This window comes from Leifsonia poae (assembly GCF_027921845.1).
Taxonomy (GTDB): domain Bacteria; phylum Actinomycetota; class Actinomycetes; order Actinomycetales; family Microbacteriaceae; genus Leifsonia; species Leifsonia poae.
On the sequence record NZ_BSEN01000015.1, the window covers coordinates 463,578 to 486,076 of the forward strand.

Sequence of the window (22,499 nt, forward strand, 5' to 3'; positions counted from 1 at the left end):
CCACCATGTCACTCAAGACCGGAATGTCCCTCCGACCGGCTTGTCTACTCCACAACAGGGGGTAGAACGAGCAGCCTTTGCGCAGGGGCGTACCGATAGCATCGGAGAGTGCGCTCGCCCGGGGCGCACTGCAAGGGCTTAGCTCGTCGCTCTCGGAGGGACCCGGACGGAGTGCTGGTCGGCTTTGCAGCTATCGTCACCATGACCTCGGTCGTCGCAGGGCTGATCGGGGCCCCTGTCATGCCCGCAGACATCCCGCCTCAGGCCGCCTACTCGTCGGTCGCGCAGATGTCGCCCGCCGTCGCTGAGGTCTCGCACAGCGTCGCAGACGCCCCGCACAGCGTCGCAGTCGCCTCGCACACGGTGGTCGGAGACGCCCCGACGGGGAGCGGACCCGCGACCGTCGCCGCCGGCTCGATCCTCGGAGCGCTGAGCCGGCTGAGCGCGGCGGACCTGCCCGCGTTCATCGATGCGCACCGCAGCGACCTCGGCCGCCTGCTGGCGAACCCGCCCCAGGCGACAGACGTCAGCGGCGTGTGGCGACTGCTCGACCCCGTGAAGCAGTCCACTCTGCTGCACAGCGCGCCGCATGTGATCGGGAACCTCGAGGGCATCCCGTACGCGGTGCGGGGTCAGGCGAACACGCTCGACCTCACGAGGACCATCGCCGACACGACGAAGCGGCTCACCACGGAGAACGGCAAGGCGGTGCGCATCGAGCTGCAGCGCAAACTCACCACGCTCGGCAACGTCGCGAAGGCCATGAAGGCGAAGGACGGCGTCAAACGCACTCTTGTCGCCCTCGACACCTCCGACGACGCTCGTGCCTCGATCGTGATCGGCGATCTGGCCACCGCGCACTACGTCAGCGTCTTGGTGCCCGGCATGTACATGTCGGTCGGCGAGCAGGTCGTCGACTGGGCGAAGACGGCGCAGAACCTCTACGACGAGCAGGTGTCGTGGCTGCGCCGGGTGCTCGGACCGCGCGGAGGACAGGGGACACCCGGAGTCGCGACCGTGGCCTGGATCGGCTATCAGACGCCCGTGCTCATGAACATCGGCGGCCTCACGCTGGCGACGCAGGGCGCCGACAGCCTGGAGCGCACTCTCGAGGGCATCCAGACCATGCGACGTGCGTCGCCGCCCTACCTCAGCGTCTTGGCGCACTCGTACGGATCGACCGCCGCGTTGCTTGCCCTCCAACGGCACACCGTGACCGTCGACGCGCTCGCGCTGATGGGCTCGCCCGGCAGCGACGCCCAGTCGGTGAAGGCGCTGAGCGTGCGCGACGGCAACGTGTTCGTCGGTCAGGCCGATCTGGACCCGATCGTCCACAGCGCGTTCTTCGGCAGCGACCCCGGCTCGGCTTCGTACGGGGCGCAGCGGATGGGCGTCGACGGGGGAGCCGACCCCGTGACGGGCGAGACGCTCGCCGGATCATCCGGTCACAACGAGTACTTCACCGCCGGCACCGAATGCATGCGCAATCTCGCGCTGATCGGGATCGACCTCGGGCGGCTCGTGATGGGCAGCGCACCCTCGGGCACCCCGGCGGTGCAGAACGCATCCGGTCACTAGCCGGGCAGCAGGATGCCCGGAGCATAATGGGATGCGATGACGGGGGACGACCAGCCCACTCCCGAAGGGAGTCGACAGCGCGACGCCTCGCGCCGTGAGTTCCTCAAGCGCGCCGGATTCGCTGCCGCCGGCGCTGCCGTCGGCGGGGTCGCCGGCGGTGTGATCGGTGCGACGGTCGCCTCGCAGAACACTGAATCCAGCGGGGCCGACACCGATACGGAGTACCCGGCGCTGCCGCCGCGCCCATCGCCCGGTTTCGACCACCTGGTCGTGCTCATGTACGAGAACCGCTCGTTCGACAACCTGCTCGGCTACCTCTACGACCGGGGGAACCTCCCCGCCGGCCAGCACTTCGACGGCCTCGCGTTCGGCGACTACCGCAACCCGGACCCGGCCGGAGGCGAGGACATCCGGGTGCACGCGTACGAAGGCACCACGGACTTCGTGATGCGGCAGCCCTCGCCGGATCCGGGCGAGGTGTACGCCCATGTCAACACGCAGTTGTACGACGTCGTCGATCCGCCGAGCAACGCGGATGTGCGGCTCGACGAGCTGAAGCCTCCGTACAACGCGCCGCCGGCCGGGGCCGAGCCGCGCAACAACGGCTTCGTCCGCGACTACATCGACGTGCTGCGGCGTGACCGCCCCGACCAGGAACCACGGCTCGACGACTACCGGCGCATCATGGGTTCGTTCACGCCCGCGATGCTGCCGGTGTTCTCGACGCTCGCGCGGTCGTTCGCGGTGTACGACGACTGGCATTGCGCCGTGCCGTCGCAGACGTTCTGCAACCGGTCGTTCTTCAACGCGTCCACCTCGCACGGTTACGTGAACAACGGCGGCGCCGAGGGCCTGCGCAAGTGGTTCGACCCCAAGAACGACGCCCCGACGATCTTCAACAGGCTGGAGGACGCCGGGCTGAGCTGGCGCGTCTACTTCGACGACCGCCAGATCATCTCGCTGACCGGCTTCATCCACGCGCCGGCTCTCGAGCCCTACTGGCACAGCAACTTCCGCACGATGACCCAGTTCTACGAGGACGTGGAGAAGGGCGCGCTGCCCGACTACGCCTTCGTGGAACCCCGGCTTCTCTACGACCACAACGACATGCACCCACCGGGCGGCCCGATGACCGTCGAGGACCTCGACGGCGAGGTCATCGCGGGCGGCGCGATCTCGGATGTGCGCGCCGGGGATCTGCTGCTGCACCGGGTGTACTCGGCCATCCGGTCGTCGGCGAGCCAGAAGGGCTCGAACGCGATGAACACGATGCTGCTGGTGACGTTCGACGAGCACGGCGGCACATACGACCACGTGGCTCCCGGTCCGGCGGTCGCGCCCGACGACAGCGGACCGGGTGAGGACGGCTTCGCCTTCGACCGGCTCGGGGTGCGGGTGCCCGCCATCGCCATCTCCGCCTACACCGCCCGCAACACGATCATCCACGAGCAGATGCATCACGGCGCGGTCATCAGCACCCTGACCCGCAAGCACGGTCTGCAGCCGCTGACCGAGCGCGACAAGGGTGCGCGCACCATCGAGAACGCGGTCAATCGCTCGACGCCCCGCCAGCCGGCGTCCTGGCCGGACACCTACCCGCAGTACCTGCCGACGAATCCGGAGGCGGAGTCGCCGCGACCCGGAGACGAGGACCGCCCGCTCAGCCCGCCCGGCGTCGGGCTGGTCGGGCTGCTCACCGCACGATACGGAAAGCCGGGGGAGCCGGTGCCGCGCACGTATCGAGAGGCCTACGACCAGGTGCAGCGCCTGGGGGTCGGCCTGTTCGGAACGACTGAATAGAATTGAACCATCCACCCTCAAACGCACAGCACGGAGACGCATGTCCGAAATTAGTGCAGAGCAGGTCGCGCACCTGGCGAGTCTCGCCCGGATCGACCTCAGCACCGAAGAGATCGAGAGTCTGACGAGCGAGCTCGGCCAGATCGTCGAGGCGGTCGCCAAGGTGACCGAGGTCGCCGGTCCCGACGTTCCCGCCACCAGCCACCCCCTGCCGCTCACCAACGTGTTCCGGCCGGACACGGTGGTGCCGTCGCTCACGGTGGAGCAGGCGCTCTCCGGCGCCCCCGACCGACTCGGCGACAAGTTCAAGGTCGCCCCCATCCTGGACGAAGAGTAGGGGCCCGACATGACTGACCTGACACGGCTCTCCGCCGCCGATCTCGCCGGCCTCCTCGCTTCGCGCGCGGTCTCCTCGGTCGACGCCACCCGCGCCCACCTCGACCGCATCGAGTCCGTCGACGAGGATGTCCACGCATTCCTCCACGTCGCGGGCGAGAAGGCCCTGGCGACCGCGGCCGGGATCGATCAGCGCCGCGCCGCCGGCGAGCAGCTCGCACCCCTGGCCGGCGTGCCGATCGCGATCAAAGACGTGCTCGCCACGAACGACATGCCGTCGACCTCGGGCTCCAAGATCCTCGAGGGCTGGCTGCCGCCGTACGACGCCACCGTGGTGCGCAAGCTCCGCGAGGCGGGTCTCGTGCCGCTCGGCAAGACCAACATGGACGAGTTCGCCATGGGATCGTCCACGGAGCACTCTGCGTACGGGCCCACGCGCAACCCGTGGGACCTCGAGCGCATCCCCGGCGGCTCCGGCGGAGGATCGGCCGCGGCCGTCGCCGCGTTCGAGGCGCCGCTCGCACTCGGTTCGGACACCGGCGGCTCGATCCGCCAGCCCGCCGCCGTGACGGGTTCCGTCGGCGTGAAGCCGACCTACGGCGGCGTCAGCCGCTACGGCGCGATCGCGCTGGCCAGCTCGCTCGACCAGGTCGGCCCCGTCTCGCGCTCCGTGCTCGACGCCGGGCTGCTGCACGACGTCATCGGCGGTCACGACCCGTTCGACTCGACCTCGCTCACCGACACCTGGCCGTCGATGGCCGATGCCGCACGCGCGGGACTCGCCGACGGCGCCCTGAAGGGCGTGCGCGTCGGTGTGATCCGCGAGCTCTCGGGCGAGGGCTTCCAGGCCGGCGTCACGCAGCGCTTCGAGGAGTCGCTCGCGCTGCTCGAGAGCGCCGGCGCCGAGATCGTCGAGGTCAGCGCCCCCAGCTTCGAGTACGCGGTCGCCGCGTACTACCTGATCCTGCCCGCCGAGGCGTCCAGCAACCTGGCGCGCTTCGACTCGGTGCGGTTCGGGCTGCGCGTCGACCCGAGCGACCCGCCCGTCACGGTCGAGCGCGTCATGTCCGCGACCAGGGACGCCGGTTTCGGACCCGAGGTGAAGCGCCGCATCATCCTGGGCACCTACGCCCTGAGCGCCGGCTACTACGACGCCTACTACGGCAGCGCGCAGAAGGTGCGCACGCTCATCCAGCGTGACTTCGCGTCGGCGTTCGAGAAGGTGGATGTGCTGGTCAGCCCGAGCGCGCCCACGACGGCCTTCAAATTCGGCGAGAAGCTCGCCGACCCGATGGCGATGTACCTGAACGACATCACCACGATCCCCGCCAACCTCGCCGGCGTTCCCGGGATGGGGCTGCCGATCGGTCTGGCGCCGGAGGACGGCCTGCCCGTCGGGCTGCAGCTGATGGCGCCGGCGCGCGCCGACGCGCGGCTGTACACGATCGGCGCCGCGCTCGAGCAGCTGCTCGAGCAGAAGTGGGGTGGCAGCATGCTCAGTCAGGCACCCGACCTGAGCGCCACCGAGATGTTCGCGAGCGAAGAGGGAGCCGTCTGATGGCCAAAGCGGAACTGATGGACTACGACAAGGCGCTCGAGCTCTTCGAGCCGGTGCTCGGCTTCGAGGTGCACGTCGAACTCAACACGAAGACGAAGATGTTCTGCGGCTGCGCGAACGAGTTCGGCTCCGGAGCCAACACGAACACCTGCCCGACCTGCCTCGGCCTCCCCGGCGGTCTGCCGCAGGTGAACGAGAAGGCGATCGAGTCGAGCATCCGGCTGGGGCTCGCCCTCGAGTGCCAGATCGCAGAGTCGAGCCGCTTCGCCCGTAAGAACTACTTCTACCCGGACACCGCGAAGAACTTCCAGACATCGCAGTACGACGAGCCCATCGCGTTCGACGGCCGGGTCACGATCGAGCTCGAGTCCGGCCGCGAGATCACCGTGGAGATCGAGCGCGCGCACATGGAGGAGGACGCCGGCAAGCTCACGCACGTCGGCGGCGCGACCGGTCGCATCCAGGGCGCCGACTACTCGCTCGTGGACTACAACCGCGGTGGCGTCCCGCTCGTCGAGATCGTCACCAAGATGATCGAGGGCGCCGAGTCCGACGCGCCGGAGATCGGCCGCACCTACGTGCGCGCGATCCGCGACATCGTGAAGGGCCTCGGAGTCTCCAACGCCCGGATGGAAGAGGGCAACGTGCGCTGCGACGCGAACGTGTCGCTGCGTCCGCGCGGGTCGTCGACGCTGGGGACGCGCACCGAGACGAAGAACGTCAACTCCTTGCGCTCGGTCGAGCGCGCCGTGCGCTACGAGATCCAGCGCCAGGCTGCCATCCTGGCGGCCGGCGGCGTGATCATCCAGGAGACCCGCCACTGGCACGAGGACACCGGCACGACCAGCGCCGGACGCCCCAAGAGCGACGCGGACGACTACCGGTACTTCCCGGAGCCCGACCTCGTCCCCGTCGCACCCGCCCGCGAGTGGGTCGAGGAGCTCCGCGGCACGCTGCCCGAGCAGCCGGCGCTGCGGCGCAAGCGGCTCACGGCCGACTGGGGCTTCACCGCCCTCGAGTTCCAGGATGTCGCGAACGCCGACCTGCTCGACGAGGTCGAGGCCACGATCGCTGCCGGGGCCACCCCAGCAGCAGCACGCAAGTGGTGGACCGGCGAGATCGCCCGTCTCGCGAACGCCCAGGGCGTACCGGCCGGCTCGCTGGTCTCACCGGCCCACGTCGCCGAGGTTGCGAAGCTCGTCGACGCCGGCACGCTGACCGACCGGCTCGCGCGCCAGGTGCTCGAGGGCGTCATCGCGGGCGAGGGCTCGCCGCAGGAGGTCGTGGACGCTCGCGGTCTCGCGGTAGTCTCCGACGACGGCGCGCTGATCGCCGCCATCGACGAGGCTCTGCAGGCGCAGCCGGATGTGCTGGCCAAGATCCGCGACGGCAAGGTGCAGGCAGCCGGCGCGGTCATCGGCGCGGTCATGAAGGCCATGCGCGGCCAGGCCGACGCCGCTCGCGTGCGCGAGCTCGTGCTCGAGCGCGCCGGCAGCGCCGAGTAGGTTCGCGAAGTCGTTCGGGAGAGCCGGACGCCGGCCGGTCCGCGGGCACCTGTGAAGGTGTCGGGATCGGCTGGCGTTCGCGCCGCCCGTCATGCAGATTAGGAGCATGGGCGTCTTCACACTCGGCGGTCTCACCACCGTCCCCGCATCATCCGACACCGCACTGCTCGCACCGACCACGGCGGGCGCGCTCACTAGCGCCGACCTCCTCGATGCGGTCGGCGTCGTCGAGATCGATCCCACCGTCTCCGACACGGCCGCGACGCGCGAGCAGTTCGGGCTCGACGCCTCGACGCTCGCAAACTGCGTCGTCGTCGCCGGAAAGCGGGAGGGCGTCGAGAAGATCGCCGCCTGCGTTGTGCTGTCGACCACGCGCGCCGACGTGAACAACACCGTCAAGAGGTTGCTCGACGTGCGCAAGGCATCGTTCCTGTCGATGGACAGAGCGGTGGAGCTGACCGGCATGGAGTACGGCGGGATCACCCCCATCGGCCTTCCCGCCGAGTGGCCGGTGTTCGTCGACAGCCGCGTGGCGGAGACCGACGTGGTGATCATCGGGTCCGGCGTCCGCCGGTCGAAGGTCCTGCTGCCGGGCGCGGTGCTCGCCGCGCTTCCCGGTGTGCAGGTCGTCGAGGGGCTCGGGCTCGAGATCGCCGGATGACCGGATGACGGCATCAGGCGAGTCCCCGGCTTCCGGGCGCACAGCGGATCCGGCGCGGGGTGTGCTGGGCTCGGTGCGATCGCGGCTGATCGAGACCCTCGCCGGCCGGGCGGACGAGATCCCGGCCTGGATCACCGCCCTCGGCGACGGAGACGACGAAGGCTTCTTCGGCCCCGGCAGTGCATCCTGGACGGTGCACGGCGGAATGCCGACGCTCGTCGCGGGCGTGCGCGCCCTGCTGCTCCAAGCGCTCCACCCCGGCGCGCTGGCCGGCGTCCGCGACTTCTCGCGCTATCGCGAGGACCCGCTGGGACGGCTCGCGGGCACCATCCGGTGGATCCACACCGTCACCTTCGGGTCGCGCGAGCAGGCGATCGCCGGTTCGCAGATGGTCAGGTCGATGCACACGCGGGTGGCCGGTACCTACCGCGACGGGCACGGCGCCCTGAGGCCGTACGCGGCGAACGACCCCGAGCTGGCCTCCTGGGTGCACCTCGCCTTCACCGACTCCTTCCTCGCGGCGCACCTGCGCTGGGGCGCGCCGATCCCGGGCGGAGGAGACGCCTACGTCGCCGAGTGGGCGACGGCGGGCGAGCTCATGGGCGTCGAGGATCCGCCGCGCAGCATGACGCAGCTTCGGGCGCAGCTCGAGGCCTTCACCGACGCCGGTGAGCTGCGCGGAGGTCCCGATGTCGACGAGATCGTGCGCTTCATCCGCAGGCCGCCGCTGAGCCGGATGCTCCGCCCGTCGTATCCCGTGCTGTTCCGGGCCGCCGTGTCGACGCTCACGCCGGCCCACCGCGAGCTCCTCGGCTTCCACAGCGCACCCGTCGGGCGCATGCTGCCGCTCGACTTCGCGACCGGGGCGGTGCTGAAGGGCGCCGGCGCTCTGCTCGGGAACACGACGCAGGCCGAGCTCGCCGCTCGCCGCCGCCTGAGCCGGCTCGCAGGAGATCCCGCCCGGGATTGAGCACGTTCCGGCCTTTCGGCGTTACCCTGAGTCCAGCCGGCCCGCTCATCGACGAGCGGACCCGAGTCGGTGGGAGTGCAGGATGAGCACCACGAGTACGCCAACGCCGGAGGGCGTGGAATCCAAGGGCCTGAAAGACGGAGCATTAGGACTCGTCTCGAGCGTCGTCGTCGGGGTGGCCTCGACGGCCCCCGCGTACAGTCTGGCCGCGAGCCTCGGCTTCATCGTCGTCGGCGGCACCCTCGCCGCCGGCGTCAAAGCGCCCGGTATCGTGCTGCTGGCCTTCGTCCCGATGTATCTGATCGCCGTCGCCTACCAGGAACTGAACAAGGCCGAGCCGGACTGCGGCACCACCTTCACCTGGGCGACCAGGGCGTTCGGGCCCATCACCGGATGGATGGGCGGCTGGGGAATCATCGTCGCCGACGTGATCGTGATGGCGAACCTCGCCGCGGTCGCGGGCTCGTACTCCTTCACCTTCGTCGGCAGTTTCGGACTGCCCGGGGTGGCGGCGCTCGCGGACAACACGTTCGCGACGACGATCGCGGGGCTGCTCTGGATCGCGGTGATGACCTGGATCTGCTACCGCGGCATCGAGATCTCGGCCCGCCTCCAGTACGTGCTGCTCTCGTTCGAGGTGCTGATCCTGATCTTCTTCGCGGTGTTCGCGCTCGTGAAGGTCTACACCGGCAATGCGGAGCCGTATTCGCTCATCCCGCAGTGGGACTGGTTCAACCCGTTCACGCTCGACTTCGCCCAGACCATCGCGCCCGCGATGCTCACCGCCATCTTCATCTACTGGGGCTGGGACACGGCGGTCTCGATCAATGAGGAGACGAAGGACCCGGGCAAGACACCGGGGCGCGCCGCGATCATCAGCACCCTGCTCCTGCTCGGCACCTACGCCATCGTGACCGTCGCGACCGTCGCCTTCGCCGGCGTCGGCGACAAGGGCATCGGACTCGCCAACCCGGCGAACTCGGCCGACGTGTTCTCGGCGATCGGGCCGACACTGTTCGGCGGCGGCGTGGTCGGCTCGATCCTGATGGCACTGCTCGGTTTCTCGATCCTCACCTCTGCGTCGGCGTCGACGCAGACGACGATCCTCCCCACCGCTCGCACCGCCCTCTCGATGGCCGCGTACAAGGCGATCCCGGAGAAGTTCGCCCGCATCCACCCCCGGTTCCTCACGCCGACGTGGGCGACGATCGGAATGGGGATCGTCTCCGCGGTCTTCTACCTGATCTTCACCTTCATCAGCCCGGTGCTGCTGAACGCGCTGATCGGCTCGATCGGTCTCATGATCGCGTTCTACTACGGCCTCACCGGCTTCGCCTGCGTCTGGTTCTACCGCAAGACGCTGTTCGGCTCGTTCCGCAGCATCGTGATGCGCGGGGTGTTCCCCTTCGTCGGCGGCCTGATGCTGCTCGCGGTCTTCATCTACGGGCTGATCAGCTTCTCCGCCCCGGACTGGCTGGTCGACGACGACGGCAAGAACGTCACGATCTTCGGCATCGGAGCCGAGGCCGTGGTGGGCGTGGGCGGCCTGCTGATCGGCGCCGTGCTCATGGCGATCTGGTGGTGGCGCCGTCCCGACTACTTCCGCGGCGAGACGCTGCCGATGCGCTCGCACGCGCTGGTGCTGACGCCGGCGGGGCTTCCCACCTTCGGGCTGCCCGATTCCAGCCCCGGGCGCACCGTCATCTCGCCCGACCGTTCGAACCTGCCCCCTGGGCAGACGCCGGTGAGTGCTGAGACACTGGAGCCGGTGACCGAGAAGACGGACGACGAGGAGAAGGACAGCAGATGACGGAGCGGACTCGAGTGGTCGAATGGCAGGATCCTGCACCCGGCGTCGCGAGGATGCCCAGCATGTCCGGCCTCGAATACCTCCAGTCGATGCTCGCCGGCGAGCTCCCGCCGCCACCGATCACCAGCCTGATGAGCATGTCCCTGACCGCGGTCGGGCCGGGGACCGCGACGTTCACGTGCCTGCCGGACGAGTCGCACTACAACCCGATCGGCACGGTGCACGGGGGACTGGTGTGCACGCTGCTCGACTCGGCCCTCGGCTGCGCGGTGCAGACCACCCTCCCGCAGGGCCAGGGCTACACCTCGATCGAGATCACGGTGAACTACCTGCGGCCGGTGCTCGCCGGCACCGGTCCGCTGACCTGCGTCGCAACGGTGACGAAGCCGGGCAACCGGGTCGCCTTCGCCGACGGCGTCGTCACCGATGCGACGGGCAAGGCGGTCGCGACGGCGACGGGCTCGCTGCTGGTGTTCCCGATCGGCTGAGGCTCGCTGCGGCCGCGCCAGTGGGGCCGGGCAGTCCAGCACAAACGGATGTGGTATTTTTCCTTATATCCATTGAATATAAGCGATATAATGACATTTGTGTCCAAAATCGCGCTCATCGTCGACATCGTCGGCTCTCGCCACCTGACAGATCGAGCTCAGGTTCAGGACTTGATCAGAGCGGAGTTCGAACACGCGCATCGACGTTTTCCCGCCGAGCTGCCCCTCTGGGCGACAGTCGGCGACGAGTTTCAGGCCCTCTACGCGGAGCTGGGTACTGCCCTGGCCGCGACCGCGCTCGTAAGACTGACGTTGCCGACGGACATCGATTGCCGATTCGGGATCGGCGAGGGAGAAGCGAGAGAGGTGGAATCCAGTAGTGACGGCTGGTCGATACAGGACGGCTCGGCCTGGTGGCGGGCGCGTGACGCGATCTCGACCGGTAGCCGGCTTGAAGCGCATGGGCAGCCGTACCTCCGCACCTGGTTCATCTCCGGAGACGCGACCATGACTGCGGCGATCAACGCGCTGCTCCTTCAGCGCGACCACATCATCTCTCGCATGAAGGCTCGAGAGCGTCGGCTGGCTGCCGGTCTGCTCGAGGGACGGACGCAGAAGGAGCTGGCGGCAGTCGAGCGCATCACGCAGCCGGCTGTATCCCAGACGCTCCGCCGATCGGGAGGCACGGCGCTCGTGACGGGCCTCGAACAGTTCTCCAGCGTGATTCCAGCATGATCTCGACCCTTCTCGTGTTCACCATCGCGGTCGTGGACGTAGTCATGGGGGTGTTGGGGATGCCCGAGCCGCACGATGATCGCCGCGGTATCACGATTCCGCCACGGGTGATTATCGCCGGAGTCGTCGCGGCACTCGTTCTGCCTGCTCTCGGCCTGATTGTTCTGGGCTTGTCTCCCTTCGCTGTCGGGACGATCGCCCTCTTTGCGTGGGTTTGGATCTGGCTCGAGTGCGAGTTCGTCCGGCGTTCGCGCAACGGGTGGTTCCTCGCTGCGGCGATCGCATTCGTTGTGCTCGTGAGCTTTGGCCTCTTTGTCGACGCCGGAGCGCGTGACGAAGCGACGCTTGTGACAGCGTTCAACACGTACGCGCACACCGTCGGTCTGCATCTCACCTTCGAGCTGCTCTTCGGAGCGGTGGCTGTGGTGCTTGTGCTCACCCGCACGTCGAATCTGATCTGCCGCGCCGCCTTCGGACGGACCGTCAGCGCGGAGCGGCCCTCATTGCCGCAACAACGACGATGGACCCTCTCGCTGCGCTCCAGGGAACTGGCATCGGTGGCCGAGGAAACAACGAGCGCTCTACGGGAAGAATCCGACGACCACGCGGCCACCACGTTGAAAGGCGGCCGGGTCATCGGGCCGTTCGAACGAATTCTCATCACGGCTCTGGGCCTCTTTGGGGCTGAGGCCGTCATCGTCGGGCTCCTGGCGGCGAAGGGGATCGTCCGCTTCCCCGAGATCAGTGCCGACGGCCGAAAAGGATCGAAGGCCGAGGAGTTTCTCGTCGGGAGTCTCGTGAGTTGGACGATCGCGGGCCTGTGCACGGCGTATCTGTTCGTTCTTCGAAATGGCTTATAGTCCACCACAATTAGCAATTTCGAGACGCGCAGATGGCGCGAAAGCGAACCTCGACATCGGTCCCGCTCGCCGGAGACGCGGTGGGAGATCGGGTCAGCGCCCGAACGCGGCGAGGAGCTGGTCGCGCACCTTGCGCCGGATGACCTTGCCGACGATCGAACGCGGCAGCTCGTCGACCTGCACGACGTGCTTCGGCACCTTGTAGGGCGTGAGGGAGTCGCGTGCGAACGCGCGGATGGCGGCCTCGTCGAACGATGCCCCCGGCTCCATCACGACCGCCGCGACCACGTCCTCGCCGCCGCGCGGGCTCGGCAGGCCGACGACCGCGACGTCGGAGACGCCCTCGAACGCGCGCAGGGAGTCCTCGACCTCGCTCGGAGAGACGTTGAATCCGCCGGTGACGATGAGCTCTTTGATGCGGTCGACGATGCGCACGAATCCGTCCGCATCCATGGTGACGATGTCGCCGGTGCGGAACCACCCGTCGTCGGTGAAGACCTTGGCCGTCTCGTCGGTCTTGCGCCAGTAGCCGGAGAACACCTGCGGCCCGCGGGCGAGCAGCTCGCCCTCCTCGCCGAAGGCACGATCGCTCGACGGATCCTCGGGATCGACCACCCGGAGCTCCGTGCTCGGCAGGGCGAGTCCCACCGTCGCTTCCCGGCGGGTTGATCCGACCGGATTGGCCATCAGCACCGGCGAGCACTCGGAGAGGCCGTAGCCCTCGACGAGATAGCCGCCGGTCTTGCTCTCCCAGAGCTTCACGATGCTCTGCGGGAGACTCATCGCACCCGAGATCGCGATCTCGATGCCCGAGAGCGACACCTTGCGCTTCTCGGCCGCTTCGACCAGGCGCTCGTAGATCGGAGGCACGGCCGGCAGGAAGGTCGCCGGGTGCTTCTTGATGACGTCGAGCACCATGTCGGGGTCGAACTTCGGGAACAGCACGAGGCGGGAGCCCATGCTCATCGCGAAGGTGAGGCAGAGGGTCAGACCGTACGCGTGGAAGAGCGGGAGCACGGCGTAGACGACGGAAGTGCCGCGTTCGATCGCCGGGACCCAGGCACGCGCCTGCGCGGCGTTGACCGCGAGGTTGAGATGGCTGAGCATCGCGCCCTTCGGCTGCCCGGTCGTGCCACTCGTGTACTGGATGAGCGCCAGATCGTCGCGCTCGGGACGCGGGTACGAGGCCTTCAGCTTCTTGGAGGCGAGAAGGGTCTCCCAGGTGACCGTTCCGGAGACCTTCGTGGTCAACTGCTCGCGCGCCGTGCGCGCGGCGCGCACCGGGAGCCGGAGGGCGATGCGCTTCGGGGCCGGCATCCCGCGCGTGATGTCGATGGAGACGACCGTCGTGACGCCCAGGTCGGCCGGCAGGTCCTGAACGGTCTTCGCGACCTTGTCCCACACGATCGCGACCTGCGCGCCGTGATCCTCGAACTGGTGCCGCAACTCTCGCGGCGTGTAGAGCGGGTTGTGCTCGATCACCACGGCGCCGAGGCGCAGGACAGCGTAGAACGCGACGACGTGCTGCGGGCAGTTCGGCAGCACCAGGGCGACGCGATCGCCTTTGCGCACGCCCTTCTTGCGCAGTCCCTCCGCGACGCGTGCGATCTGGTCGCCGAGCTCCGCGTACGTGGTGGTCGCGCCGAAGAACTCCAGCGCGACGTGCTTGCCGTAGGTGGCGACCGAGTCGTCGATGAGGTGGGCCAGGGATCCGGCAGGAAGGTCGACCTCGGCGGGCACCCCCGGCGCGTAGCTCGACACCCAGGGACGGTCTGTGTAAATGCTCACGGTGGAACTCTACGCGGGCGAGGTCAGCGCACGGATCGCCTCGACGACCGGTGTCTCGCCGCTGATGACCTCCCACTGGTGGCCGATCGTCGCCGGCTCGTCGATGCACTCGGCGATGAGCAGAGCGACGTCCTGGCGGGGGATCCGGCCCTGCGCGACGCTGTCGCCGAGGGTGATCAGCCCGGTGCCCTCGTCGGACGTCAGACCGCCCGGCCGCAGGATCGTCCAGTCGAGTCCGGACTGCCGGAGCACCGCGTCCGCGTCCCGCTTGGCCTCCACGTAGGCTCGCCAGACCGGTTCTGTGTCCTCGGGGAGAGGGGCATCGACACCCCAGGCGGACACCTGCACGAAACGGCGGACCCCGGCGAGCACGGCCGCCTGCATCGACTTCACCGAGCCGCCGTAATCGACCGTCCGTTTGCGCTCGATGCTGGAGCCCGGGCCGGCGCCGGCCGAGAAGACGACAGCATCGCAGCCGGCGAAAGCGGCGGCGAGCTGCTCGGCCGTCGCCGCCTCGATGTCGACGATCGCCCCCTCTCCGCCCAGGCGGTAGACGTCGTCCGCGTGCTCGTCGTTCCGCACGACGCCGACGAAGTCGTCCCCTCTGTCGTAGAGCACCCGCATGAGCTGCTGGGCGACTTTTCCGTGGGCACCGACGATTGCAACGCGAGTCATGCTTCCATCATGGCCCTTGCGACACGGATGCGCCCACGGCGAACACCTCACGACGAATCGCCCGTTCTTTGTTAGCGTCATCACCATGATCGCCTTCCTCGAGCTGCTCGGACGCCTCGTCGCGTCGACGCTCGAGACCGCGCTCAGTGCGTCCAGCCCCGCGAGCCTCGTCGCTCTGGCGGGTATGGCCGGCGCCGTCGGACTCGTCGCGATCCTCGCGACCGCCGGCCTGCGTTCGCTCGTGGCCCTCGTCACCTCGTTGCAGGTGAGCGAGCGCCTGGCGCGGCCGGTCGAACCGGCCGATCGCGCACGACTGCTCACGCAGTCCGATCCCGACGCCGACGGCCGCCCGCGCCCGCGAGCGCCCGGATACGCCCTGCAGACCGCGTAGCGGGAGCGTCTGCTCCCCGCCGCACGCGGTCAGACGGAATCCATCTCTCCGTTCGACAGCAGGGACACACCCATGGACATCTTCTCTTTCGGGCCGATCGCGGCCATTCTCGACGCGGCCTACGGCCTCGTCACCGGACTCTCGGCCGCGGTGCAGCCGCTGGCCGGCACGGCGAGCGGCCTGATCGCCGTCATCGTCCTCACGATCCTCGTCCGCACGATCCTGCTCCCCGTCGGGGTGAGCCAGGTGCGGGCGGAGTACACGCGCCGGCGGCTCGCGCCTCAGCTCGCCGAGCTGCAGCGGAAGCACGGCAAGGATCGCGAGACCCTCGCACGCAAGACGATGGAGCTGTACCAGACCGAGAAGGCCTCGCCCTTCGCCGGCATGCTGCCGCTCCTCCTGCAGATCCCGGTGATCTCGCTCGTCTACGCCGTCTTCACGCATCCGATGATCGCCGGGCACGCGAACACGCTGCTCAGCGAGCATGCGTTCGGTGCTCCGCTCGGCACCAGTTTCGTGGGGCTCACCGGCGCCGGAGCAGGGGTCTGGCCCGCGATGCTCGTCTACCTCGTGACCCTGGCGCTCATCGCCGGAGTCACGACCGTGTCACGCCGGGTGCTCGCACTGCCGCAGGCGCCGGGGGCGCCGGAGCCGACGGGCATCGTGCGCGCCCTCTCCTTCCTCCCGTACATCACGGTGGTGTTCGCGGCGTTCGTCCCGCTCGCCGCCGCGGTGTACATCCTGACGTCGACGGCGTGGACGGTCGCCGAGCGCTTCATCCTGCGTCGTCTCCTCGACCCGGGACGCAACGCGCCGACGGGGACGATCGAACCGTCGCCGTCGCACTGAACGGCGACGCTTCGCGCCGTCGAGGGCGCTCGGCCAGGGAATCCGGATCGACGCCCTCGTGATGCGATGCTTGAGCGATGAAGAAGCGTAGCGACGCCGCGGCGTCCGATCCCGGGTTCGGCATCGGCGTCCAGGTGCATGTGATCGAGCCGGCGGTGGCCGGAGGCGATGACTGGGTCGGCGAGCCCACCGGGGTGATCGTGGCGCCGGGCGCCGCGAGCCTGCGTTCGGTCAATCTGCCCGCCGGCTCGACCACGAACTGGATGGTCGCCTTCGACGAGCCGCAGTTCCGCCGCGACGGCCGCGGCCCCTTCGAGCGGGCGTCGATCGAGCAAGCTCTGCTCGTGGCTGCCGACCCGATCGAGGGCTGAGGATGCACGGCGTCGGGCTGGTGCGCGGGATCAACGTCGGCCCGACCACTCGCGTCGCGAAGCAGCAGCTCGTCGACGCTTTCGAGGAGGCCGGCCTCGTCGACGTCAGAACGTTCCTCGCGAGCGGGAACATCGTGTTCGATGCGGATCGCGCGCCGGGGGAGAGCGAGCGCCGTGCGGTCGAGGCGGGCATCGAGGCGCGCTCCGGTGTGGCCGCACGGGTGCTGTTGATCACCGAACAGGAGTTCCGGCGGATCGCCGACGCCAACCCGCTGCTCGACGCCGGCGACGACTTCTCCAAACTCGTCGTGACCTTCGTGGGAGCCGATCTCCCCGATGGCGTGAAGGTCCCTCCCTCCGACGAGCTGGCGCCGGAGTTGGTGCGTCTCGGCACGCGTGCCGTCTACCAGTGGTGTCCGCTGGGGGTGTCGAAGTCGAAGCTGCCCGCATCCTTCTGGAAAAGCGTCGGCGAGGTGGCGACGGGCCGCAACTGGCGCACGGTTCTCAAGCTGCTCGAGGAGCTGGACACCCGAAACTGAGAACTCTCCGCAAATAGTTCATTTATGCATTCTTGCAGTTGTGAAAAGTTACGCGCAGCGCAACAATTGAAAGGTGATCAACGAAACCCTCGGCCTGCGTGAGCGCAAGCGGCTCGAAACCCGCGCTCAGCTCGAGCGCGCCGCCGTGCTGCTCGCGCAGGAGGTCGGGCTCGAGAACACCACCGTCGACGCGATCTGCGCCTCGGTGCCGGTCTCTCCCCGCACCTTCTTCAACTACTTCGAGAGCAAAGAGGACGCCGTGCTCGGCGTCCGCGACATCCCGATCGACGATGAACTGGTGGCCGCGCACCTGGCCAGCACCGCGGGGGAGTCGCTGACCGCTCAGGTCATCGGCCTGCTCCTGCACGCGCTCGGTCCCGGTATCGCCGACACCGAGCTGCACGAGGCCCGGCTGGCGATCGTGCGGCAGCACCCGAGCCTGCTCACGCGCCAGATCGCGCAGATGACGCGGATGGGGGAGCAGCTCACCGCCGCGACCGCCACCCTGCTCTCGCACGACCCCTCGTTCGCCGCCGTGCCGGCCGACGAGCGCAACACCCTCGCCGAACTGATCCTCCCGCTCTGCGGCGGCGCCGTGCGCGTCGCCGTGAAGGAATGGGTCGCCGCTGGCGGCGACCGTTCCCCCCACGAACTCTCGAGACGAGCCGTCGAGCTCGCCGGAAAGGCAATCGAAACACTCAGATGAGCTCACCCACCCAGGCGGTGACGGCGGAGAAGACCTCCGCCGGTTCCCCGCAGAAGCGCACCATCGTCCTGCTCTTCGCAGGACTCATGGTCACGATGCTCCTGGCATCGCTCGACCAGACCATCTTCAGCACAGCGCTCCCGACCATCGTCGGCGAGCTGAACGGCGTCGACCACATGCTGTGGGTCACCACGGCCTACATCCTGGCGTCCACCATCATGCTGCCGGTCTACGGAAAGCTCGGCGACCTCATCGGCCGCAAGGGCCTCTTCATCGGCGCGATCGCACTCTTCATCGCCGGCTCGGTCGTCGGCGGGCTCGCCGGTGACATGACCTGGCTCATCGCGGGACGTGCCATCCAGGGCCTCGGCGGCGGCGGTCTGATGATCCTGTCGCAGGCGATCATCGCCGATGTCGTCCCCGCTCGCGAGCGCGGCAAGTACATGGGCGTCATGGGCGGCGTGTTCGCGCTGTCGTCCGTCGCCGGTCCTCTCCTCGGCGGCTGGTTCACCGAGAGCATCGGGTGGCGCTGGGCGTTCTGGATGAACATCCCGCTCGGTATCCTGGCCATCGCCTCCGCCGTCGTCTTCCTCCGCCTGCCGAAGAACGCGCAGCGTGCGCCGCGACTCGACTTCGCCGGCATGGGGCTCCTCGCGATCGCCTCCACCTGCCTCGTGCTGGTCACGACCTGGGGCGGAAACACCTACGCGTGGGATTCGGCCGTCATCCTGTCCCTGATCGCGGGCACCGTGGTCGCCGCTGTGGCGTTCGTGTTCGTCGAACGCCGGGCCGCTGAGCCGATCATGCCCCTGAAGCTGTTCAAGGACCGCAACTTCAACCTGACCACGATCGCCGGTCTCATCATCGGCATCGCGATGTTCGGAGCGCTGGCCTACCTGCCGACCTACCTGCAGATGGTCACCGGAGCGAACGCCACCGAGGCCGGGCTGCTGATGATCCCGATGATGGCGGCACTGCTGCTGACGTCGATCGTCTCGGGCCAGCTGGTCAGCAGGACCGGTCGCTACAAGTGGCTGCCGATCGTCGGCACCGTGATCGTCGCCGTCGCCCTGGTGCTGCTGTCGACCATGACCCCGACCCTGCCGGTGTGGATCATCTGCTCGTTCCTGGCCGTGATGGGCATCGGACTCGGCATGAGCATGCAGATCCTCATCCTGATCGTGCAGAACTCGTTCCCGGTGTCGCAGGTGGGAACCGCGACCGCGTCGAACAACTACTTCCGTCAGATCGGAGCCTCGCTCGGCTCCGCGATCGTCGGCAGCCTATTCGTCGCCCGCCTCACCGAGCTGCTGACAGACCGGATGCCCGCAGGCGCATCCTCTTCCAGCGGATCGAGCAACTCGTTCACCCCGGCGATCGTCAAGGCGCTGCCGGCACCGGTGCGCGATGTCATCGTCGGCGCGTACAACGATGCGCTCACCCCGGTGTTCCTCTACATGGTCCCGCTGCTCGTGATCGCCGCCCTGCTGCTGTGCTTCGTGGTGGAGAAGCCGCTGGCGACGACCATCGATCGGGACGTGCTCCCGACGACGCTGGAGACCGACGGATCGACGCATCCGGTGCTCGCCGTCACCGGCGAAGCCGACCGTACCCCGGCATCCGGAGAGGCGGCGTCCGACACGGCGTCCGACCTCGACGGAGACGAGCGCGAGCAGGAGCTCATCTCCCGCTGACGCCTCGTGAACCGAGCGACCCGCCTCCGAACGGCTTCCGGAGGCGGGTCGCTCGCGTTTTGTCGGGCACCGGACCCTGGCGGCTGTCACCGGCGGCTCCTACAATGACCCCATGTTCGTCGAAGGGACCCTTCGATGGCAGGTCACCGAGGACTGTCCGTGGGACCTGCTGATGGCGCTCGCCCTGCGAGACCTCGGACGCCTGTCTCCGATCGGCGATCCGTGCATTCCTGAGCTGTCTCCGGCCGTGGCGCCGGCCATGCGCGCGGCTACCGGCACCGTCCCCGTTCAGCGCGAGGGCGGCCGTCCCGCACGCGACCAAGCGGTCGGCCGGATGGACACCGGGCCGGTGCGTCCCGCCTCCGAGCCGGATCGCGTGACCGGCCCGGATGCGCTCCGTGAGCAGTGGCTTGCGTGGTTCGAGCTGACGGTCGATCGGGAGCGGCGGCCGATCGCCAGTCTGCTGCGGCCCCCGCACTTCGAGGCGTTCGATCGCGCGCTCGAGCTGCAGGATCTGGTGATGGCCAACTACCAGGCCGCGCTGGCCTGGACCCGCGAACGTCACGCCGAGTACGCGGCGACGAGCGTGGAGCAGCACGCCGCGCGCGCCGCCGACATCGTCGACGTGGTGCAGGAGCGCGAGCACGTGCTGCGGCGCCAGGCGGGGTACTTCCGGCTCGATCTCTATGTGCTGCCGCTGGCGGAAGCCGGCGCGTGGATCGTCGGACCGCACACCGTCATCGTCTCCACGTCGCTGCGGGACGACTCCGCCGCCTTCCGCGCCTGGTTCACGCCGATGGTCGCCGCCCTCGTCTGAGCCTGCCCGGCCCAGACGAGGTGCGGGCGATCAGACCGGCCGACGCTCGGGCGAGACCGTCAGGGACGGGTCGGTCTGCGCGACATCGCCGACGGCCTCGTCGATGCGTCCGAGCACGTCCGACGACAGCCGGACGCCGGCTGCGGCGGCGTTCGACGCGACCTGCTCCGGGCGGGAGGCGCCCACGATCGCGCCGGCCACGTTCGGGTTCTGCAGCACCCACGCGACGGCGAGCTGCGCCATGGTGAGGCCGAGTTCGTCGGCGATCGGCTGCAGCTGCTGCACGGCCGTGAGCACGTCGTCGCGCATGAAGCTCTTGATGGCGTTCGCGCCGCCCTTCTCGTCGGCGGCGCGGCTCCCGGCCGGCGCCTCGGCGCCCGGCTTGTACTTGCCGGTCAGCACGCCCTGGGCCACCGGAGACCAGACGATCTGCGAGATGCCCAGCTCGCCCGAGGTGGGTACGACCTCCTTCTCGATGACACGCCACAGCATCGAGTACTGCGGCTGGTTCGAGATGAGCTGGAAGCCGAGCTGCTTCGCGAGCGCGTGGCCGTTGCGCAGCTGCTCGGCGTCCCACTCGCTGACGCCGATGTACAGCGCCTTGCCGGCGCGCACGACGTCGGCGAACGCCTGCATGGTCTCTTCGAGCGGTGTCTCGTGGTCGTAGCGGTGCGCCTGGTACAGGTCGACGTAGTCGGAGCCGAGTCGCTGGAGGGAACCGTCGATGGACTCCAGGATGTGCTTGCGCGAGAGCCCGACGTCGTTCGGGCCCTTGGGACCGGTCGGCCAGTAGACCTTGGTGAAGATCTCGAGCGAGGCGCGGCGCTCGCCCTTCAGGGCGTCGCCGAGCACCTTCTCCGCCGCGGTGTTCGCGTAGGCGTCCGCCGTGTCGAAGGTGGTGATTCCGGCGTCGAGAGCAGCCTGAACGCACTGCGTCGCGATGTCGTTCTCCACCTGTGATGCGTGGGTCAGCCAGTTGCCGTAGATGATCTCCGAGATCTTGAATCCGCTGTTGCCGAGGTATCTGAATTCCATGGTCCCAAACTACGCCAGCGACGCCGGGCCGGATGTCGGCGGAGCGTGGCAAGCTGGGGGAGTGGGACGAGCGGACGGCAGCGACAGACGCGTGTCTGCGGCGACCGTCGACGACACGACGGCCACCATCCTGCATGTCGACATGGACGCCTTCTTCGCGGCGGTCGAACTGCTCGATCATCCGGAGGCGCGGGGCAAGCCGGCGATCGTCGGGCATCCCGGTCCACGTTCGGTCGTGACCAGTGCGACCTACGAGGCGCGCCGTTTCGGTGTGCGCTCGGCGATGCCGGTGGCCCAGGCGCTGAGGCTGTGCCCGCAGGCGATCATCCTTCCGCCGCACATGCATAAGTACCAGGAGTACGCGGCGAAGGTGATGCGCATCTTCTCCGAGGTGACGCCGATCGTGGAGCCGCTCAGCATCGACGAGGCGTTCCTCGACGTCGCGGGGGCTCGTCGACTCCTCGGGTCCCCTCGTCACATCGCGGAGCTCATCCGGGCGCGCGTCTTCGAGGAGACGGGGCTGACCTGCTCGGTCGGCGCCGCCTCGACGAAGTTCATGGCGAAACTCGCGTCGGGGCGGGCGAAGCCCGACGGGCTGCTGGTGATCCCGGTCGCCGAGACGCTCGACTACCTGCGGCCGCTCCCGGTCGGGGCGCTGTGGGGCGTCGGGGCGAGCACGCAGGAATCGCTCGCCCGGCTCGGACTGCGCACCGTCGCCGACCTGGCCGACACGCCGCTGCACGTGCTGCAGAAGGCCGTCGGCGACGCCTCCGGCCGCAAGCTGCATGAACTGGCCAACGGCCGGGACGCCCGCAGCGTGACGCCCGAGTCGCGCGAGAAGAGCGTCGGGCACGAGATGACCTTCGAGGTGGACGTCTCCGACCAGGATCGACTGCGGCGCGAGCTCCTGCGCCTGTCGAACCAGGTCGGCGCACGCCTGCGCACGCACGGACTGGTCGGCCGCACCGTCGCTCTCAAGCTCCGCTTCTCGGACTTCCGCACCGTGAGCCGGTCACGCACGCTGGGCGAGGCGACGAACGTCGGGCGCCGCATCTTCGAAGAGGTGTGGCAGGTGTACGAGGCGCTCGGGCTCGACCGCACGCCCATCCGCTTGATCGGGGTCCGCGTCGAGCAGCTCACGGAGAGCGGCGGCGACCGGCTCGCGCTGTGGGACCCCGACGAGGAGTGGCGGGAGACCGAACGCACTCTCGACGCGGTGAGCGCGCGATTCGGCAGGGGCGCGATCGGTCCGGCGTCGCTGGTCAAGCCCGGCAGGGACGCCGACGCGGCCGCCGAAGACGGGCGCAGTCCGCGCTGGCTCAGCGACTAGGGC

22 protein-coding genes are annotated in these 22,499 nt (G+C 68.8%); 19 read left to right on the plus strand and 3 right to left on the minus strand.

Going from position 1 to position 22,499, the window contains the following annotated elements; genetic code table 11:
- The first annotated feature begins 201 nt into the window (after positions 1-201).
- From PKE84_RS16920 to PKE84_RS16970, 11 genes are all read left to right on the plus strand, one after another.
- Positions 202-1,578 (plus strand): alpha/beta hydrolase, encoded by a 1,377-nt coding sequence (locus PKE84_RS16920; RefSeq protein ID WP_271178422.1) that lies wholly within the window; start codon positions 202-204, stop codon positions 1,576-1,578.
- Between the two features lie 36 nt (positions 1,579-1,614).
- On the plus strand, positions 1,615-3,378 hold the full coding sequence (locus PKE84_RS16925; RefSeq protein ID WP_271178423.1) for an alkaline phosphatase family protein: 1,764 nt from the start codon (positions 1,615-1,617) through the stop codon (positions 3,376-3,378).
- A 40-nt stretch (positions 3,379-3,418) separates the two neighbouring features.
- On the plus strand, positions 3,419-3,715 hold the full coding sequence (gene gatC / locus PKE84_RS16930) for an Asp-tRNA(Asn)/Glu-tRNA(Gln) amidotransferase subunit GatC (RefSeq protein ID WP_271178424.1): 297 nt from the start codon (positions 3,419-3,421) through the stop codon (positions 3,713-3,715).
- 9 nt (positions 3,716-3,724) lie between these two features.
- Positions 3,725-5,272, plus strand: a complete 1,548-nt coding sequence (gene gatA, locus PKE84_RS16935) for an Asp-tRNA(Asn)/Glu-tRNA(Gln) amidotransferase subunit GatA (protein ID WP_271178425.1) — start codon at positions 3,725-3,727, stop codon at positions 5,270-5,272.
- Positions 5,272-6,777, plus strand: coding sequence for an Asp-tRNA(Asn)/Glu-tRNA(Gln) amidotransferase subunit GatB (gene gatB / locus PKE84_RS16940; protein WP_271178426.1), 1,506 nt, complete (start codon positions 5,272-5,274; stop codon positions 6,775-6,777). The genes gatA and gatB overlap by 1 nt, the downstream gene beginning before the upstream one ends.
- A 106-nt stretch (positions 6,778-6,883) precedes the next feature.
- Entirely contained in the window at positions 6,884-7,438 is a 555-nt protein-coding gene (locus PKE84_RS16945) for a YbaK/EbsC family protein (protein WP_271178427.1), read from the plus strand.
- 4 nt (positions 7,439-7,442) lie between these two features.
- Positions 7,443-8,408 carry an oxygenase MpaB family protein gene (locus PKE84_RS16950; protein WP_271178428.1) on the plus strand — a complete coding sequence of 322 codons (966 nt, stop codon included), beginning with the start codon at positions 7,443-7,445 and terminating at the stop codon, positions 8,406-8,408.
- Between the two features lie 82 nt (positions 8,409-8,490).
- Positions 8,491-10,218, plus strand: a complete 1,728-nt coding sequence (locus PKE84_RS16955) for an APC family permease (RefSeq protein ID WP_271178429.1) — start codon at positions 8,491-8,493, stop codon at positions 10,216-10,218.
- A gap of 62 nt (positions 10,219-10,280) precedes the next feature.
- Positions 10,281-10,706, plus strand: coding sequence for a PaaI family thioesterase (locus PKE84_RS16960; protein WP_271178430.1), 426 nt, complete (start codon positions 10,281-10,283; stop codon positions 10,704-10,706).
- Between the two features lie 99 nt (positions 10,707-10,805).
- On the plus strand, positions 10,806-11,441 hold the full coding sequence (locus PKE84_RS16965; protein ID WP_271178431.1) for a SatD family protein: 636 nt from the start codon (positions 10,806-10,808) through the stop codon (positions 11,439-11,441).
- Entirely contained in the window at positions 11,438-12,301 is an 864-nt protein-coding gene (locus tag PKE84_RS16970) for a hypothetical protein (protein WP_271178432.1), read from the plus strand. The genes PKE84_RS16965 and PKE84_RS16970 overlap by 4 nt, the downstream gene beginning before the upstream one ends.
- Before the next feature lie 93 nt (positions 12,302-12,394).
- Here PKE84_RS16970 and PKE84_RS16975 read toward each other — a convergent pair whose 3' ends face one another.
- Together PKE84_RS16975 and PKE84_RS16980 are read right to left on the minus strand one after the other, a co-directional pair.
- Positions 12,395-14,089 carry a long-chain-fatty-acid--CoA ligase gene (locus PKE84_RS16975; protein WP_271178433.1) on the minus strand — a complete coding sequence of 565 codons (1,695 nt, stop codon included), beginning with the start codon at positions 14,087-14,089 and terminating at the stop codon, positions 12,395-12,397.
- Positions 14,090-14,098: 9 nt separating this feature from the next.
- Entirely contained in the window at positions 14,099-14,764 is a 666-nt protein-coding gene (locus PKE84_RS16980) for an SDR family oxidoreductase (RefSeq protein ID WP_271178434.1), read from the minus strand.
- A gap of 85 nt (positions 14,765-14,849) precedes the next feature.
- Here PKE84_RS16980 and PKE84_RS16985 point away from each other — a divergent pair, with 85 nt between their 5' ends.
- The 7 genes from PKE84_RS16985 to PKE84_RS17015 all read left to right on the plus strand — a co-directional run bounded on the left by PKE84_RS16985 (position 14,850) and on the right by PKE84_RS17015 (position 20,131).
- On the plus strand, positions 14,850-15,155 hold the full coding sequence (locus tag PKE84_RS16985; protein WP_271178435.1) for a DUF6412 domain-containing protein: 306 nt from the start codon (positions 14,850-14,852) through the stop codon (positions 15,153-15,155).
- A 72-nt stretch (positions 15,156-15,227) separates the two neighbouring features.
- Positions 15,228-16,004 (plus strand): YidC/Oxa1 family membrane protein insertase, encoded by a 777-nt coding sequence (locus PKE84_RS16990; protein WP_271178436.1) that lies wholly within the window; start codon positions 15,228-15,230, stop codon positions 16,002-16,004.
- 77 nt (positions 16,005-16,081) lie between these two features.
- Positions 16,082-16,375 carry a hypothetical protein gene (locus PKE84_RS16995; RefSeq protein WP_271178437.1) on the plus strand — a complete coding sequence of 98 codons (294 nt, stop codon included), beginning with the start codon at positions 16,082-16,084 and terminating at the stop codon, positions 16,373-16,375.
- Positions 16,376-16,377: 2 nt separating this feature from the next.
- A complete protein-coding gene (locus PKE84_RS17000) occupies positions 16,378-16,914 on the plus strand; it encodes a DUF1697 domain-containing protein (RefSeq protein ID WP_271178438.1) in 537 nt (178 codons plus the stop codon).
- A 73-nt stretch (positions 16,915-16,987) separates the two neighbouring features.
- Positions 16,988-17,620: a TetR/AcrR family transcriptional regulator gene (locus PKE84_RS17005; RefSeq protein ID WP_271178439.1), complete on the plus strand. Its 633-nt coding sequence runs from the start codon at positions 16,988-16,990 to the stop codon at positions 17,618-17,620.
- Entirely contained in the window at positions 17,617-19,314 is a 1,698-nt protein-coding gene (locus PKE84_RS17010; RefSeq protein ID WP_271178440.1) for an MDR family MFS transporter, read from the plus strand. Before PKE84_RS17005 ends, PKE84_RS17010 begins: the two co-directional genes overlap by 4 nt.
- A gap of 112 nt (positions 19,315-19,426) precedes the next feature.
- Positions 19,427-20,131: a hypothetical protein gene (locus tag PKE84_RS17015; RefSeq protein WP_271178441.1), complete on the plus strand. Its 705-nt coding sequence runs from the start codon at positions 19,427-19,429 to the stop codon at positions 20,129-20,131.
- A 30-nt stretch (positions 20,132-20,161) separates the two neighbouring features.
- Here PKE84_RS17015 and PKE84_RS17020 read toward each other — a convergent pair whose 3' ends face one another.
- Entirely contained in the window at positions 20,162-21,166 is a 1,005-nt protein-coding gene (locus PKE84_RS17020; RefSeq protein WP_271178442.1) for an aldo/keto reductase family protein, read from the minus strand.
- Positions 21,167-21,227: 61 nt separating this feature from the next.
- On the opposite strand from PKE84_RS17020, the gene dinB reads away from it, so the two are divergent.
- Entirely contained in the window at positions 21,228-22,496 is a 1,269-nt protein-coding gene (gene dinB / locus PKE84_RS17025) for a DNA polymerase IV (RefSeq protein WP_271178932.1), read from the plus strand.
- The last annotated feature ends 3 nt before the right edge of the window (positions 22,497-22,499 follow it).

What these genes read in the sequence shown, in the direction of transcription:
- PKE84_RS16920 (WP_271178422.1), top strand. Translation starts at nt 202, where the DNA reads ATGACCTCGGTCGTCGCAGGGCTGATCGGGGCCCCTGTCATGCCCGCA.
- PKE84_RS16925 (WP_271178423.1), top strand. Translation starts at nt 1,615, where the DNA reads ATGACGGGGGACGACCAGCCCACTCCCGAAGGGAGTCGACAGCGCGAC.
- gatC (WP_271178424.1), top strand. Translation starts at nt 3,419, where the DNA reads ATGTCCGAAATTAGTGCAGAGCAGGTCGCGCACCTGGCGAGTCTCGCC.
- gatA (WP_271178425.1), top strand. Translation starts at nt 3,725, where the DNA reads ATGACTGACCTGACACGGCTCTCCGCCGCCGATCTCGCCGGCCTCCTC.
- gatB (WP_271178426.1), top strand. Translation starts at nt 5,272, where the DNA reads ATGGCCAAAGCGGAACTGATGGACTACGACAAGGCGCTCGAGCTCTTC.
- PKE84_RS16945 (WP_271178427.1), top strand. Translation starts at nt 6,884, where the DNA reads ATGGGCGTCTTCACACTCGGCGGTCTCACCACCGTCCCCGCATCATCC.
- PKE84_RS16950 (WP_271178428.1), top strand. Translation starts at nt 7,443, where the DNA reads ATGACGGCATCAGGCGAGTCCCCGGCTTCCGGGCGCACAGCGGATCCG.
- PKE84_RS16955 (WP_271178429.1), top strand. Translation starts at nt 8,491, where the DNA reads ATGAGCACCACGAGTACGCCAACGCCGGAGGGCGTGGAATCCAAGGGC.
- PKE84_RS16960 (WP_271178430.1), top strand. Translation starts at nt 10,281, where the DNA reads ATGTCCGGCCTCGAATACCTCCAGTCGATGCTCGCCGGCGAGCTCCCG.
- PKE84_RS16970 (WP_271178432.1), top strand. Translation starts at nt 11,438, where the DNA reads ATGATCTCGACCCTTCTCGTGTTCACCATCGCGGTCGTGGACGTAGTC.
- PKE84_RS16980 (WP_271178434.1), bottom strand. Translation starts at nt 14,764, where the DNA reads ATGACTCGCGTTGCAATCGTCGGTGCCCACGGAAAAGTCGCCCAGCAG.
- PKE84_RS16985 (WP_271178435.1), top strand. Translation starts at nt 14,850, where the DNA reads ATGATCGCCTTCCTCGAGCTGCTCGGACGCCTCGTCGCGTCGACGCTC.
- PKE84_RS16990 (WP_271178436.1), top strand. Translation starts at nt 15,228, where the DNA reads ATGGACATCTTCTCTTTCGGGCCGATCGCGGCCATTCTCGACGCGGCC.
- PKE84_RS16995 (WP_271178437.1), top strand. Translation starts at nt 16,082, where the DNA reads ATGAAGAAGCGTAGCGACGCCGCGGCGTCCGATCCCGGGTTCGGCATC.
- PKE84_RS17000 (WP_271178438.1), top strand. Translation starts at nt 16,378, where the DNA reads ATGCACGGCGTCGGGCTGGTGCGCGGGATCAACGTCGGCCCGACCACT.
- PKE84_RS17010 (WP_271178440.1), top strand. Translation starts at nt 17,617, where the DNA reads ATGAGCTCACCCACCCAGGCGGTGACGGCGGAGAAGACCTCCGCCGGT.
- PKE84_RS17015 (WP_271178441.1), top strand. Translation starts at nt 19,427, where the DNA reads ATGTTCGTCGAAGGGACCCTTCGATGGCAGGTCACCGAGGACTGTCCG.
- PKE84_RS17020 (WP_271178442.1), bottom strand. Translation starts at nt 21,166, where the DNA reads ATGGAATTCAGATACCTCGGCAACAGCGGATTCAAGATCTCGGAGATC.